15 protein-coding genes are annotated in these 15,849 nt (G+C 42.9%); 3 read left to right on the forward strand and 12 right to left on the reverse strand.

Translation table 11 applies throughout. The features are described from left to right. Positions 1–588: a 5-formyltetrahydrofolate cyclo-ligase gene (locus AC1EK1_RS05535; RefSeq protein ID WP_480306044.1), complete on the forward strand. Its 588-nt coding sequence runs from the start codon at positions 1–3 to the stop codon at positions 586–588. A gap of 3 nt (positions 589–591) precedes the next feature. Here AC1EK1_RS05535 and AC1EK1_RS05540 read toward each other — a convergent pair whose 3' ends face one another. The 12 genes from AC1EK1_RS05540 to AC1EK1_RS05595 all read right to left on the reverse strand — a co-directional run bounded on the left by AC1EK1_RS05540 (position 592) and on the right by AC1EK1_RS05595 (position 11,906). Next, positions 592–900: a DciA family protein gene (locus tag AC1EK1_RS05540; protein ID WP_480306045.1), complete on the reverse strand. Its 309-nt coding sequence runs from the start codon at positions 898–900 to the stop codon at positions 592–594. A 31-nt stretch (positions 901–931) separates the two neighbouring features. After that, positions 932–2,056: a DNA replication/repair protein RecF gene (gene recF, locus AC1EK1_RS05545; protein ID WP_480306046.1), complete on the reverse strand. Its 1,125-nt coding sequence runs from the start codon at positions 2,054–2,056 to the stop codon at positions 932–934. A gap of 210 nt (positions 2,057–2,266) precedes the next feature. Further along, on the reverse strand, positions 2,267–2,764 hold the full coding sequence (gene ispF, locus AC1EK1_RS05550; RefSeq protein WP_480306047.1) for a 2-C-methyl-D-erythritol 2,4-cyclodiphosphate synthase: 498 nt from the start codon (positions 2,762–2,764) through the stop codon (positions 2,267–2,269). 15 nt (positions 2,765–2,779) lie between these two features. Then, positions 2,780–3,940, reverse strand: a complete 1,161-nt coding sequence (gene porV, locus AC1EK1_RS05555) for a type IX secretion system outer membrane channel protein PorV (protein WP_480306048.1) — start codon at positions 3,938–3,940, stop codon at positions 2,780–2,782. An 8-nt stretch (positions 3,941–3,948) separates the two neighbouring features. After that, a complete protein-coding gene (locus AC1EK1_RS05560) occupies positions 3,949–4,563 on the reverse strand; it encodes a fumarylacetoacetate hydrolase family protein (RefSeq protein WP_480306049.1) in 615 nt (204 codons plus the stop codon). After that, positions 4,564–5,205, reverse strand: a complete 642-nt coding sequence (locus tag AC1EK1_RS05565) for a redox-sensing transcriptional repressor Rex (protein WP_480306050.1) — start codon at positions 5,203–5,205, stop codon at positions 4,564–4,566. It lies immediately after the preceding gene. A gap of 77 nt (positions 5,206–5,282) precedes the next feature. After that, positions 5,283–6,602 (reverse strand): ABC transporter permease, encoded by a 1,320-nt coding sequence (locus AC1EK1_RS05570; protein ID WP_480306052.1) that lies wholly within the window; start codon positions 6,600–6,602, stop codon positions 5,283–5,285. 7 nt (positions 6,603–6,609) lie between these two features. Next, positions 6,610–7,533 carry an ABC transporter ATP-binding protein gene (locus AC1EK1_RS05575; RefSeq protein ID WP_480306053.1) on the reverse strand — a complete coding sequence of 308 codons (924 nt, stop codon included), beginning with the start codon at positions 7,531–7,533 and terminating at the stop codon, positions 6,610–6,612. Beyond that, positions 7,526–9,562 (reverse strand): DNA primase, encoded by a 2,037-nt coding sequence (gene dnaG / locus AC1EK1_RS05580; RefSeq protein ID WP_480306055.1) that lies wholly within the window; start codon positions 9,560–9,562, stop codon positions 7,526–7,528. The genes AC1EK1_RS05575 and dnaG overlap by 8 nt, the downstream gene beginning before the upstream one ends. An 87-nt stretch (positions 9,563–9,649) precedes the next feature. Then, positions 9,650–10,903 carry a Y-family DNA polymerase gene (locus AC1EK1_RS05585; RefSeq protein WP_480306057.1) on the reverse strand — a complete coding sequence of 418 codons (1,254 nt, stop codon included), beginning with the start codon at positions 10,901–10,903 and terminating at the stop codon, positions 9,650–9,652. Further along, the gene (locus tag AC1EK1_RS05590) at positions 10,891–11,292 is read right to left on the reverse strand and encodes a LexA family protein (RefSeq protein WP_480306058.1); all 402 of its coding nucleotides are present in this window, start codon (positions 11,290–11,292) and stop codon (positions 10,891–10,893) included. The genes AC1EK1_RS05585 and AC1EK1_RS05590 overlap by 13 nt, the downstream gene beginning before the upstream one ends. 158 nt (positions 11,293–11,450) lie before the next feature. Beyond that, positions 11,451–11,906, reverse strand: a complete 456-nt coding sequence (locus AC1EK1_RS05595) for a helix-turn-helix domain-containing protein (protein ID WP_480306060.1) — start codon at positions 11,904–11,906, stop codon at positions 11,451–11,453. Between the two features lie 912 nt (positions 11,907–12,818). On the opposite strand from AC1EK1_RS05595, the gene mazG reads away from it, so the two are divergent. Continuing rightward, complete coding sequence (mazG, locus tag AC1EK1_RS05600; RefSeq protein ID WP_480306061.1) at positions 12,819–13,628, forward strand: nucleoside triphosphate pyrophosphohydrolase; 810 nt, start codon at positions 12,819–12,821, stop codon at positions 13,626–13,628. A gap of 39 nt (positions 13,629–13,667) precedes the next feature. Then, positions 13,668–15,845, forward strand: coding sequence for a heavy metal translocating P-type ATPase (locus AC1EK1_RS05605; RefSeq protein ID WP_480306063.1), 2,178 nt, complete (start codon positions 13,668–13,670; stop codon positions 15,843–15,845). The last annotated feature ends 4 nt before the right edge of the window (positions 15,846–15,849 follow it).

The following is a 15,849-nucleotide window of genomic DNA, read 5'->3' on the forward strand; positions in this document are numbered from 1 at the left end:
ATGCAAACTAAGCTAGAGACTAGACTTGAGGCAAAAAGACGAATTGCTTTGGTCAACGACAGAGCTGATCTTTCTGTTAGAATGGCAAAAAATGTTCTCGAGTTTTTAGATGGTTGGAATCTACAATCCTTGAAGGTATTTTCAAAACCACTTCGTCTGGGCCTCTTTTTAAGTATGTCTACAGAGATTGATACTGGTCCACTTATAGACCAGCTGATCTGTTTTCCAGACAAGTATTCGATCTTGGTCCCGAGAGTAGAGGGGGCGACGATAATGCACTTTTATGAATATTCGGATCCAAGTGAGTACACAATATCAGAATTTGGTATTCGTGAGCCACAACGAGCTGTTTCCAATCCTATTGTTCCTGATATTATACTTGTGCCTGGATTGGCTTTTGACCAATGTGGAGGAAGGGTAGGGCATGGAAAAGGCTACTATGATCGCTATTTTGAGTCATATAAAGACTTGATAGAATATAAAATAGCTCTTGCCTATGACATTCAGATATTTGAGGCGGTCCCTATGGCTCCATATGACTGGCGCATGGATGCTATTATCACCGACAAAAGGGTTTTGACGTTCTGAATATTAGCGCTTGGACAGTGTAATGTTGATCTGTTGAATACTGTGGCCTTTTATTTCTGCTTTTAGATGATCTGCGATCATTTTTCGCCTATTTCTCACATATGTAAGTGCTACACTGGAGGGACATTCAATTAAAAGCGTGCCATCCGTATTTATACTGATAGCGAGGTCTAACTCACGAAGTGTTGAGTCTGGTATCTTTTTCCATGCCTCTCCCAAACTCTTGTGTAGCTGAGCTAGCATCAAAAAACCTAAAGATTCCGTCATCTTGCTTAGGATCTCGTCTACCTTTTCAACCTTGTAGATTCTCATAAATGTATGAACTGGAAAGAATATCAATCATTTACACAGACTCTAAAACTCTAAAGCAACCCTGTTTACCTTCAAAAAGGGTATACTTTGGCTCCTTTTGAGAAGCAAGTATTTGATCCAAATATTTTCGGTTAGTATCAGTCATGAAAATTTGTCCAAAATTAGGTCCAGAAACGAGCTGTACTATCCTGTCCACTCGGTTCTCATCTAACTTATCAAAGACGTCATCGAGAAGCAATATCGGCGTATTTCCAGCATGGATCTGAGAAAGTAGGGCAAACTGGGCAAACTTTAACGCTACCATATAGCTTTTGTTTTGCCCCTGAGATCCAACTTTTCGGATTAAGGAACCATTGAGTAGCATCTCTAGGTCGTCTCGATGAGGACCAAGACTTGTGTATCCCAAAGCTCTATCTTTATCAATAGATTGACTCCAAGATTTCTTCAGTGATGGCGCAGTGTAGTCAGATAGAGGTTCTGACGCTATATACCGTAATTCCACGTGATCATCACCACCAGATATTTGATTGTAGTACTCCAAAAACAGAGGTCGGATACGCTCAACCCATTTGAGCCGAATTTCAAGAATAGTCTCTGCCTCAATGGCCATTTGGTCCGATAAAATATTGAGCAACGACAGATCTATTCCATACTCCTGCTTTAGAAGTGCATTGCGCTGATCAAGTAGCCGCCTATAATTAATCAGAGAGGTAAGATAGGATACTGATTCTTGCGATATAAGCTGGTCCATGAACTTACGTCTCTCAGTACTTCCTCCCTTGATCAGGTCAATATCCGCAGGGGAGATCATGACCAAAGGAAATACACCTATATGGTCTGCTATGCGGTCATACTCTTTTTTATTTCGTCTCAGGACTTTGGGCTTCCCTACTCGTATACCACAAAATAACCGTTCTTCCTTGTCATTCATGGTGTATTGTCCCTCAATAATAGCCATGTCTGTATGATCTTTTATGACCATATTATCCGGAAGATATAGGTGCGTTTTCGTAAACGACAGATAGTAAATACTATCTATAAGGTTGGTCTTTCCCATTCCGTTGGCACCTATGATGCAGTTAAGCTTTTCTGAAAAACGAAGAGACGCTTCTTCTATGTTTTTGTAGTTGGTGATTGATAAGTGATTCAGAATCATATATACTCTTTGGCCACTTTGTGCAGGTGTCTAATAAAAGTACAAATTACCTATTTTCGCACAAACTTAAGGGAAAATAAAAACATATCGCTATCTTTATCCTAATAAACAAAACGAATTATAATCAACCTTATGTTTAATTGACACAAAAGAAACGCACTTCACTCTTATATCACTGGAGGACCAATACTTCCCCCCATTATATAATCTCTATTCTTTAACCATTAACACTACGGCTAATGACATCATTCCCTCCTCGTGTCCGACAAATCCCATTTTTTCATTGGTGCTTGCTTTGATTGAAACCTGCGAAGGCATAATATTTAGAATATCAGCGATGCAAGCAGTCATTTGGGGAATGTATGGATTTAGTTTTGGTCGTTCAGCCACGATAGTCGCATCTATATTACAGATCTGGTATCCTTCCTTTTGGATAAGCTCATGCGTTGCGCTCAACAAAACTTTGGAATCCACTCCGGAGTAATGAGGATCTGTATCTGGAAAATGGTAGCCGATATCACGCAGGCCCAATGCACCCAGCATAGCGTCCATAATGGCATGCAATAACACATCTGCATCGGAGTGTCCGAGTAGACCCTTTTCGAAAGGAATATGAATACCTCCTAGCCAGAGCTCTCTTTCTGACACAAATCGGTGAACGTCATAGCCTTGCCCTACTCTTATTTGAAATCCATGTTGATTCTGCATAATTATTAATTGTGCTTAGAATGAAAGGTTTACGGTCAATCTGAGAGTGTTATTTAGTGGAGAGTTGGGGCGATCCGCGAGGAAATATGAAACATCAAACTTAACAAACTCATATACAATACCAGCTCCCATTGATAGCCCACCATTTGTGCCACTCATGGCGTTCTGAAAATGATAACCAACACGCGCCGTAAGACGCTCCGCGTATGTATACTCAGCCCCCATAGCAAAGCTCATCTCCTTGAGTTCTCCGATGAAGCCTCTTGGATTGTCCCCCCATGAGCCAAATAAAGCTTTTAGGATGCTTTGACTATAGTATTTTTCTTTGTCTTTCTGTCCTCCTGTACCGATAGGAAATATTGGAACCATTAGTTTGGTCGCCTCTGTATAGACGCCCAATTGGTGGATGCTAGATATTTGGGTGTCTACCCCTACTCCAACCCGAAAGACGGCAGGAGAGAAGAGGTAAGTCCTGCCACCATCATGAGTGAGTTTGCCTCCAATGTTATTTGTGGCAATGGCTGCCTGTACCATTGCATTATGGTTTGCTATATTCACAGGAGCTCTGTATGTGAGTGATAGATCACAAAGGATAGTCTGTGCTTTGCTAGTCACTTGATTGACGGAAAAGTTGTAATCGGAGACTCCATATCTAAGTGCCACCCCAGCACTCCAATATGGATGCATCCTCAGTGCATATCCGATATCTGCACCGAACTCATAGGGGTGTACCGGTACTGGATTTGCAACTCCATTAGGAAACGTAAGAGCTTTTCCGATGTTGAAATAGCGCAAAGAGCCTGAAAGTGTATGTCGCAACCCTGTTGCATCCTCAAAACTATAGTAGCCTGATAGATATGAAATATTCATATCCTTAAAGAGGTCAGGCATCCATGGTGTATAGGATAATGAAATGCCCCAAGTATTTGAAATAAACCCCATTTTGGACATATTGTGGCATATGCCAAATGCATCTGCGTTTGTAGCAACAGCAATATTTCCCATACCAGTACTACGGGCATCAGGTGAAACAGATAATGCAGGTAAGCCTACAATGATAGGTGACCAATATTTGTCTTGGGGCGCAGATCCCATCTGAGAGTCTTGAGAAAAAGCGGTCGTGCAAATAAATAGTGAACAAGCTGTTGTATGAATAAGTGCCTTGATGGAGTACATATGTGTTTTTATTTTATCACAGAGTTTAGGATTAGGTGATCATCTGTGGTACTGTACAGATGTTGCATAGGGGCTGATGCCGGTGTAAATGTGTCAACCAGTGGGAATGCAATACAGTCCCCCATTTTCATTAGATAGTAGCAACTGAGTATTGCTATCGTTTGATGAATGTGTCCAAGAGACACTACACTCTGATGGATAATTGCTTCTCCTTCTATTGGCTCGTCCTGGTTATTTAGCATGACGTGTCGAATGGTATCGGGAAATTCTTCCTGGGGGAAAAACCGTGATATCGCCAAGGAGCCGTCAAAGTTGTAAGCTAATGATGGATCCAGGCCAAGTGCTGAAGTCGCTCGATAATATTGGAGGTCTACAAAGCTTACTCCGAGGGCTAATTCATGGTAGTATTTATGTGCATAGCACTCTTGTATAGACTTTCCTGCTTTGGAAAGGCGTACAACAAGAACTGGTACAAAATGCATATCAGAACTCCAAGTCGGCGTGTATAGTGTCTTGCCTGAATTGGTGATCGCATTGTCGGATCGCATGAAAAAATTGCCTATCGGATATTCTGTCCGCCTAGGTGCTCCAAGGAGAGTATACTCGGTACAAAATATCTTCATTTAGGCCAGCAACTCTCTCATCCGGTTATACATGACTGCTAGGTGTGAATACATAGATGTGTTTTGGACCACTACGGTATCAGGAACGATGATTCGAAATGGCGTGAAATTCCAAATGGCTTCAATTCCGATTCCAACGATCGTATTGGTAACTGCTTGCGCCACATCTACAGGAACCGTAAGGATACCGATATTGACATCTAGAGACTTCTTTTGCTCAAGATCTTCAAGAGGATACACAGGCACACCGTGAATCGTGGTGTTCGTTAGCTCTGGATCTATATCAAATCCTGCAACAACTTCAAGCCCGTATTGGGAAAGACCTTTGTCTTGTAGCAGTGCCGCACCTAGATTTCCCACCCCAAATATATATGCTTTATGATGGCCGGTAAATCCAAGGAACCGTTCCAATACGTGGACCATCTCTTCGACATCGTATCCGACGCGAGTTTTCCCAGAAATGTCAACAAATGATAGATCTTTTGCCACAAGTGCTGAGTCCACACCAATACTTTTGGCAATATTTGTACTAGAAACGACTCGTTCTCCTCGTGAACTCAACAGTTTCACATAGGCTAAATACCATGGTAACCGACGAAGAACAGGTTCTGGGACTTGATGTGCTTTCTTATTTGCTGCCATCGAGAAGTATATGGATTCTACTATTGTTTTTTACGAGATGCTGGATATTTACGCACAAATATATACAAAAGGCCCTTTTAGTTATACCTTAGCCATTTTAGTAGCTCTTTGAGAGTAGGCTTTTTCCCATACATTAGGAGTCCGGTTCTAAATATTCGAGCAGCAGCCCATACCAAAAAGGCAGTCGAAACAGCTGTAATTAAACAAGATAGGGCCAGTTGCCACAATGGGGGATCAAATGGTAGGCGAACCATCATTACGAAGGGTGCTAAAAATGGGATAAAAGAACCCCACAAAGCTAGAGGACCATCTGGATTGTCCATTGAGTATAGTGCTCCATAAAAGCCAAACACCATGAAAATCATAACAGGACCGATGAATTGCTGTACATCCTCGTCACTATCGGTTGCAGCTCCAAGTGCCGCAAATATAGATGCGTATGAGACGTAAGCACAGATGAAATAAAAGACAAACGCAAATAAAATTCCAGTGAAGTTGAAGGACATCATCGGTTCAATGATACCCTGTACATCGGTAGCATCAAAATTTCCTGTTGATATCACATTGGTCTGAAGTTGACTAAGGTTGAGCGTAATGGAACTAAGGAAAACCCCTTGTAGGACGACAAAAGCAACAATCAGAAATATGCCCCATATGAGGACCTGTGTCAACCCTAAGGCGCCAATGGCCATAATTTTAGCTGATAGTAAGGTTGTTGGTTTGACGGATGAAGAAATAATCTCAACAATGCGATTCTTTTTTTCCTCAGTAACGCTACTCATCACCATACTACCATATATAGTGACAAAGAAAAAGATTGAAAAATTGAATACCTGACCGACAACAGTAGCCAACAGAGTTGATGACTGCTTTTCCTTGCCATCGTTGGACCATTGGACGGACGAGATGTTGAGTGCAACATTCGAATCTTCGAGGATCTTGTCTAAGTTGGGGATATTATACGATGCAATTTTCTCGCTACGCAATTTAGCTTTCAATATACGACTCAGTTCATCTTGCAAACGATTAGGAATAGAAGTATGCGAAAAGATCGTAATGGCATCAGGATTATCCAACAAGTCGTTGTTTATAAGGACTACTGCATAAATATCGTCAGGGCTATTGCGATACTCTTCCAAGCTTGCATTGGCATCCTTGAAGACAAAGCCATCTGCGTTATCTGCACCTTCACTGGCTATTGTCTTGAAGTATTTTCCGGTTTGATCAAGTATCACGACTTGTTTTTCTGATGTGTCACGTAATCCTAGCCCAAGGAGCATCGGAACTACTATAATGGCAATCATCAATATAGGGCTAAGTATAGTGATCAAGACAAATGATTTCTTCTTAACCCTCTCTATATATTCTCGCTTAAATACAATCCAAAACTTCTCCATAATTTGGCTATTTCTTTTTTACTGCATCAAGAAATATTTCATTCATGCTTGGTAGGACCTCTTCAAAGTGTATGATGTTCCCCCATTGAGTACACAGTTGTATTATTTCATTTGAGGTCAATGATCGGTTGTTTTCCAAAAGTAGACTTGTGCGACCATACTCATTGGAAATCAGACTATTTATGGTAAAGTGGTTGCTCGAAGCATCCGAAATGGTTGGGGTGGAGTCATAAATGACTTTGTAGATATTTCCCTTATAACTTTCTCTCACACTCTGGACTGTACCCTGCAATACAACTTTTGATTGGTTAATAAGCGTAAGATTGTCGCATAGGTCTTCCACACTTTGCATGTTGTGCGTAGAGAAAATCAGAGTATGCCCATTTTCCCTTAGCCGAAAAATTTCGTCTTTGAGGATTTTCACATTGATAGGGTCAAATCCACTAAATGGCTCATCAAATATAAGCAACTTAGGTTCATGAATGACGGTACAGATAAACTGAACCTTTTGTGCCATTCCTTTCGAAAGTTCGGATACCCTTTTATTCCACCATGGCATGATCTCCATTCTTTCGAACCACACTTGTAATCTTCTTTTTGCCTCTCGCAAGCTGAGCCCTTTTAGCCTGGAAAGATATATGGCTTGGTCTCCGACTTTCATTTTTCTGTACAAGCCTCGTTCCTCGGGGAGATAACCAATAGAGTCAAGATCTGACCTCGTGAATGGATGCCCATCAAATATTACCACACCTGAGTCCGGAGCGGTGATTTGGTTGAGGATACGAATAAGAGTCGTTTTTCCGGCTCCATTTGGCCCCAATAGACCATGAATCTTTCCTTTTTCTACCGCAAGGCTTACATGATCCAACGCTCGATGGTTCGCATAATCCTTGACAATATCTTTCACCTCCACAATGTACTCACTACTCATCTCTAAGCACTCTACTATATGGGTTTATGATTCTTTCACCCAATCTTTTTGCTAGTTTATTTTTCAGCTCACACAACCGAGCATATTCCGAAAAAAGCATAGCTTCCTCATCAGACGATCCTCCGGCTTCATTAGCAAAAGAGTATATACGGCCAAGCATTTCAGATATCTTTTTTAGGATCACGTCATACTTATAGCTCATTATGACTTGCATTATGCGGTAGCTAATTTGAGCAGCCTGTTTCTCCTCTTCTTCAAATTTACTGTGCATGGAACTCAGGACATAGTCGTCAATCAACATTTTGGTTGAGTAGTAGGTTATGATCTCATTTTCATGCCACGTTAGATAGCGTTCCGGAGAGAGTCTTGGGTTTTGTTCCAGTTCATCCATGAGTTCATCTAGTATCTGCTGGAATGTTTTGCTAAGCGTGCCGGTTGTGCGCAGATCTAGCGTCTGATCATAGATAGCCTCTATTACATTTCCACCGATGGTCCCATCGTTTTTTTGAAAATCCTCAAGCACAAGCATCCCCTCCTTTAGAATATATCTCAATAGTTCTTCCTCAAAAGGGGTGACCGGAGCCTTGATGGTGGCACGTCTCCCGGGTGTGTGTGCCTGACTTTTATCATTCGAGGCATCCGAGACATTTTTGTCACTTTCTTGAGTTTCTTGACGTTTGGTTCGCTGTTGCTCCCTCTCCTTTGCCCTATATCGTTCGTTAACCTTCTCGCGACATAGTTCCTCTACTTTCCTGGCTAGAGCATTCACTGTTACCCCCATGAGGTTCGCAATGTTCCCAATATAGATTTCTCGGGTCAATTGCTCGGGTATGTGTGCTATTGACTCAGCAAGTTGCTGTACTATGCTCGCTTGAGCTTGGGGAGTATCTCCGAGCTCTTTCTTGAGCTCTTTTGCCTTAAAAAAGAGCCCATCAACTTCATTTTCTTGGATGTATTCTTCAATAGTTTCACGACTGTGAGTTCGTGCAAAAGAATCAGGGTCTTCATTTTCTGGAAGCGTGACCACTTGGACGTTCATACTTTTCTCAAGTCCTACATCCAAACCTTTGAGGGCTGCTTTTAGCCCTGCCGCATCACTATCAAATATCAGCGTCACATTTGGTGTGTAGCGCCTGATCATTTGTACTTGCTCGCCGGTTAGAGCCGTTCCCGAACTTGCAACGACGTTCTTTATTCCCCTTTGGTGCATTGATAGGACATCCATGTAGCCTTCCACCACCAGACATTTATCGCTTTTCGAAATAGCGTTTTTGGCATGGTATAGTCCATAGAGTTCCCTGCTCTTGTCGTATAGTATAGATGCCGGGGAGTTGACATACTTACCGGTGTTTTCCTTTTTGACCAGTATTCGTCCTCCAAATCCAACGACACTACCACTTATTGAGTGAATCGGATAGATTACTCGATCCCTGTATCGATCGATATAGTCTCCTTTTTGTGTTTTGAGTACAAGGCCGACCTCCTCCATGTCTTCCAAACTCATGCCTGCACTCCTTGCTTTCCGGACCATAAAAGTTGAGTCGTTGGGGGAGTATCCAAGCTCAAATTCCTTTATCGTCTCATCCTTGAGACCTCGCTCTCTGAAATAACTCAGGCCTATACGCCTGCCTTCTGCATCCTGATGGAGGGTCGTTACAAACGCATCTTTGGCAAATGTGTTGACAGCTCTAAGTTCTTCCCGCTTGTTTTTACGTTCCAGTTGCTCGGGAGTGGCCTCTTTATCCTCTACCGTAATCCCATACTTTCGCCCCAAGTATTTGATTGCTTCAGGAAATGTCAAGTGCTCATGCTTCATTATGAAAGTCAGCGGATTGCCACCCTCACCGCAAGAGAAGCACTTACATATGTTACGTGATGGAGAGACGCTAAACGATGGCCTTGTATCATCGTGAAAGGGGCAAAGACCGACATAGTCTTTCCCTTTTCGGTGAAGGGTTACGAAGTCACTGACGACATCAACAATCTCAGCTCGATCAATAACCTTATCTATGGTTGATCTGTCAATCATTTCAAGGCGTGGAAACCAACTACACTACAAAGATACCGAAAAATAGAAATGATTTCCCCATAAATTTAGAGGCGCACAATCCGCTGTTTATCGGGTGGGTTTGATACAGAGTATCTCGCGTATATCGGTTGTGAAGTTTTGAGTTTTGTGGTTGTGTCGGGTAATGCCATCGAGTATATGGGGATCACGGATCGCCATGAAGAGGGCCTCTCTACCATACTTCTCAGAGAAGAGTTTACTGAGTTGTTGTATTTCTTTTTCCTTTAGTCGCTCTTCGGAATAAAAGGAAAGGCGACTGCCAGAGTTTTCCATTTCCGTAGCTATAATCCCAGCTTTTTTGAAGGGACAGTCAGACTTGTAGAGCCTATCCAATAGAGCTTTGAGTACTGGAGCAAGATCAGACAAATTATTTGTCGGGGTGTCCAGTTTTATTCTTGCTTCCGGGAAGTATTGTTTTTGCTTATCATTATGTCGATCAGTTTTCAGATAGAGGATAATCGTATTGGCCAGTAGCCCTTTCTTCTGTAGCGATGTGCAGACAATGTCGGCAAACTCCATCATAATCGTATATAATTCGTGCTTATCCGAAATAGGGGTACTAAATGATCTACTACGCCTGATACTCATTGTTGTGGTGGGGTCGAGTTTGATGCGCTCAACACCTTTTAATTCGTAGTAGGTATCCAGCCCTGTCGATGTGAAGTTGTGTTTTATCCACCGCGTAGAGCGCCTGGTTAGCTCTTCCGCATTTAGGATGTTGTAGTCTATCATCTTTTGCAGATTATGTCTGCCAATCCCCCATACATCGTTGATTGGGGTCGCTTTGAGAATGCTACGCGTGAGTTGTGCATCATTCAGTACAAAAACTCCGCCATATTCCTCCTGTTTTTTAGCTACATGGTTAGTAATTTTGGCCAAAGTCTTCGTGGGAGCAAAGCCTATACTAATCGGGATACCAGTCCCCCTCAACACCTTCTGTCGCACCTCTTTGCCAATTTGCTCCAACTCTTCGTTGTTGCCAACTTTCACAAAACATTCATCAATAGAGTAAATTTCTTGTTGGGGCATGGTATGTCCAATGATACGCATTACTCGATTGGATAGGTCTCCATATAAAGCATAGTTGCTGGAGCAGACGACAATGTTTTCTTGATCAATGAGCTCCTTGACCTGAAAAGCAGGTACCCCCATAGGTACTCCGAGCCTTTTTGCCTCATTACTCCTACTAATCACGCATCCATCATTATTTGAGAGGACTACCACTGGCCGCCCTACCAGCTCTGGCCGAAAAAGTCTCTCGCAACTCACATAGAAGTTGTTACAATCAATTAAACCGTACACTGCCTTTTCTTATTGGGACGGTGAATTATATGGGTGATAACCCCCCAAAGCATAAGATCCGGAGTAGTCTCAAAAGTATATGAGGCTTGTTCAGGATCCGATGAGGTTAGGAATATGCTACCATTTTTGTCGTAATGGACGAACTTGATATCAAATGCGCCATTGAGGTAACACACGACCAAGTCATTTTCACAAAATGTGAGCGAACGGTCTATTACGATCAGGTCACTATCGTACACCCCGACATCACTGAGCGCATCTCCTTCGATGCGCGCAAAAAAGGTTGTCTCGGGGTGCTGTACTAGCTCTTTGTTAAGGTCTATAGGATTTGTCGCATGATCAGTGGCGGGCGATGCAAATCCGCTATGCGACATTTCTATGCTTGCCACAGGTTTTCGTAGTTTTTATACTTTGTATCAGTCTCATCTCTGACACAAAGATACTGCATCTTCACCTAAGAGTTCCTTTTTGTCAGGAATAAAAACAATGACCTCTTCTTAACAGATATCAGATCGGCTTTGAACGTCACTACCACCCCAGGCTAACTCTACTCGTTATTTTTTTTCGAAGCAGGAAGAAGCACCTCATAGGTGTTGTCGTCATAATAGATGATGACCTTCTCTACCTGTTTTTTTGAGAAAGGAGCAATGCCACTGTCCACAATATTGCCCCCAACAACGTTGTCAACAGCCTCTCCGGGCCCTGGTGACGTGGTCTGCTGTGTGGGAACGACCTCACGAAATAGAGGAATTGATCGCTCTCGTTCTTCTTGAATTCTAGCTACGGAAGTGAGCATCGGTCCAACACCGTTGAGTAACCACTCTGCTTCGTAGTTTGGAAAAGCGGCAAGTATCTTGTCGACCACCTCCGAGCTGGCATTATTTCTTCCGGTCAAGACATGACTGAGTGTGGAAGTCTTTATACCTGTTCGGGTTGAAAAATCCACTTGACTAAGTCCTTCTCGGGTAATTATGCTTTTTATTCGTTCTTTGGTTGTGCTCATTTTTTTCCTGTAAAAAGTGTGTATTAGCATGTGAATTCACACACTGGTTAAACGTCCAAACTCTATATCCAATCCGTGTGTACAAATTTATACATAAATAATCGTTTCAAAAATAGACTCATTGAATATGGTCCAAGTTTTTATACGATTACCCCGATAACCCAACCTATAATATTTTTTGAAAATTTTCGTAATAATCTAATTATTAGATGATTGGTCTTTTCAAAACGAACTAACGATGGTAAATTCGAGGGGTTATGGCGACACGGGATCACCGGCGGTCCTACAATTTTTGGAGGGAATGCATATAACACTATAATGCAAAGCATTTTATATCAAAAGTTGGTAGCTATCTCTTTCGTTAATCCGTGCAAAGATAGCAGATTGTGGGTTGTGTTATTGACCTATGGCTCAAGATTTACATTTGTGACAGATGTGTATAGTTTTGGATTCACAAATGTGAACAATGACTCCTGGGATGTAAATATATTGGATATTTATTCACATATACGGTGTGATATATACCTGCTGCCAGCCCATCTTCGAACCAAGGGCACGGCATTGTCTGTCACACCAAGATTCTTTCTTGAAATGGTGATCAGCAATTCTTTTATGCGTCTAAACATTTGCTTCTATCCGTAAAACCGATCGCTTCTATCCGTGAAAACTTTTGCTTCTATCCGTGAAATATTTCATCCCCAACAACACCCCTACTCTCAGTGGTTTACGACTCACTACTTTTAGGGCACAATCTGGCCTAAAAGTAGTGAGTCGTTTTTCTTACTAAAAACATAGTTCTGATCTATGGGCTTTCCCAAACGTAATTGAGGGAATCGCTGTACTGTGGTTTATAAATCTTTTTGCCTCAAAAAGTGGTATGTTTGTGACTATATAATTACAAAGTATGATGAGATGAGAAGAAAAGAACAGCTTCAATCATTTGAGAAACTTTTGGACATCCTTGATATCCTTCGGGTGCAATGCCCATGGGATGCCAAGCAGACGAATCTCTCGTTGCGTCCCAATACTATTGAGGAGGTATATGAGCTAAGTGACGCACTTCTGCGATCTGATGTAGAGGACATCAAGAAGGAGCTGGGAGATGTGCTACTACATGTCCTTTTTTATGCAAAAATAGGAGATGAGCAAGGAGCATTTGACCTAAAGGATGTATGTGACAAGCTGGTAGACAAATTGATTTTTAGACATCCTCATATATTTGGAGATACCAAGGTGAAGGATGCGCATGAGGTCGAACAAAACTGGGAGGCTATCAAGCTGAAAGAAAAGGGTGGCAATAAGACAGTACTCGCTGGTGTTCCTCGCAGTCTTCCATCGATGATCAAGGCGTATCGAATCCAGGAAAAGGTCTCTAATGTCGGATTTGATTGGGAGGATCGTAGCGACATTTGGGCAAAAATTTCTGAAGAGCTACAGGAACTCCGTGAGGTGATTGAAGGAGAGGAGTCAAACGCACGTAGGGAAGAGGAGTTTGGAGATCTCTTATTTAGCCTAATCAATATGGGGCGACTCTATGGAGTTGACCCAGACACTTCACTTGAAAGGACTAATAATAAATTTACCAAACGCTTCAATTATGTGGAGGCGAAAGCTCAAGAAAATGGGCAACAGCTTCGAAGTCTTTCGTTAGAGCAACTCGAAAACTACTACAGAGAGGCTAAAATCAATGAGCGACGTGACACAATGCCTTATGATGAGTAGAAATAATGTCCAAAATAAAAATAGTAATACCATCCGAATATGAAGCAAACGAAGAGATATACTGTGACAGGGATGAGTTGTGCCGGTTGTTCGGCTGCAGTGGAGTCAGCCCTCAGAAAGTGTGCCGGTGTCCAGAGTGCGGATGTCAATCTGCTTGAGCATAGTGCCACTATCCACTATGAGGACCGTGTCGTTTCGCAACAACAACTCCGAGCTGTGGTCCAAGGCATAGGGTATGATCTACTCATAGATGACGAGACAAAGGATGTCCCCTACTCTACCCACATGGCAGACAGCGGAGTATCGAGCCTGAAAAACAAGCTCATCACCGCAGTGCTTTTGTCTGCAATCATGATGACTATTGGATGGCATCCGCATTTACTTGGAATCAGCGAAGGCTACATTGAGATCCTGAGTTTTCTACTGGCTTCAGTGATTTACTTTTATTGTGCAAGAGAATACCACCATCGTGCCCTCCGGCAAATAGTCCATGGGAGCTTTACGATGGATACGCTCATCAGCATGAGTACCTCCGTTGCCTACCTCTTTAGTGTTGTACGCTTTTTCCTCATCTGCGCAGGGGGCAACCACGACTCTATGGGGAGTGGATACTTTGATGTCATCGGAATGATCATCTCTTTTGTGCTACTTGGTAGATTGCTTGAGGAAAAGGCAAAAGCGCGTACCGGTGATGCATTGCGTGCTCTCATGTCTATAAGGCCTACCCATGCACTTATCGAACAAGAAGGGATCGTACGCGAGGAGCCGGTTGCTGAGATTAGGGTTGGTGATGTGATCTTAGTCCGCAAAGGAGACTATGTACCGGTTGACGGTCATTTGCTAACCCAAGGAGTCTTTGACGAAAAAAACATTACCGGAGAGGCACTACCGGTGGATAAGGCAATTGGGGATCCTGTATATGCCGGTACGGTGTGCGTGGGAGGTAGCGCTAGATTTGTGGCACGAAAAGTCGGAGCAGAGACGATGCTGGGGATGATTATCAAATCGGTACAAGATGCCCAAGCAACTAAGGCTCCGATCCAACGGATCGCTGATAAAATTTCAGGAGTTTTTGTTCCCGCAATCCTGCTGATAGCCCTACTGACTTTTGTATCATGGGGGATGTTTGGGGATGTTGACTCGTGGTCGAAAGGACTTTACCATGCTATCAGCGTCCTTGTCATTGCTTGTCCGTGTGCACTAGGTCTGGCGACACCTACAGCTATTGCGGTCGCAATTGGACGTGCCTCTCAGATGGGCCTTTTGATTCGTGACGCAGTGGCACTTGAGCACTTGAGCAAAGTAACGGACTTGATTTTTGACAAAACAGGAACCCTAACCAAAGGAGAGTTTCGCATACAAGACGAAATATGGCTATGTGATACGCCTCTATACCGCACGCTTTTGTCAGTTGCCGAACAGCAATCCTCTCATCCTGTAGCCAAAGCCATATCCGAATACTCCCCTGCAGAGAATGGCATAAGCCTCTCTGTGGAGGAAGTATCGGGAGGCGGTCTTTTGTTTGAATATGGAGGACACAAATATAGAATAGGCAATGACTCCTTTGCTACGTATCAACCATCGCCACAAGCAGAGGCCTTTTTGGAAAAGAACAGTACAAGTACTCTCGTCTATTATACCAAGGACGGTGAACTGCTGGCGATCATAGCCTTGGATGACGAGCTAAGAGAAGATGCGAGGAAGGTCGTACAACGACTTTCGGACAGGGGGCTTGCACTACATCTACTGTCCGGTGATCAACGTCAACGAGTAATGACTATATCGGACAAAGTTGGCATTCATAGTGCAGAGGGAAACATGACTCCACTAGACAAGCAGGCTTTTGTTGAGCAACTACAATTGAATGGAAAGGTTGTGGCCATGGTCGGTGACGGTGTCAATGACTCCCCGGCGCTGGCATTGGCCGACCTAAGCATAGCTATGGCCAGCGGAAGTGATGTGGCCACAGATGTGGCACAAGTCACGGTCCTAGCGGATTCTTTGCTCGTCTTAGATGGTGCCATATCACTCTCTCAACGTACGGAACGAATTATTTACGAAAATTTCTTTTGGGCATTTGGTTATAATTTGGTTGCTATTCCTCTTGCAGCAGGCATTCTTTCCCCTACCCTTGAGCTTTCCCCAATGGTTGCTGCGGCGGCAATGGCCATGAGCTCAATATGTGTGGTGCTGAATAGTTTGCGATTAAAAAAATAACATT

The organism is Porphyromonas sp. C0026D3, assembly GCF_056590775.1.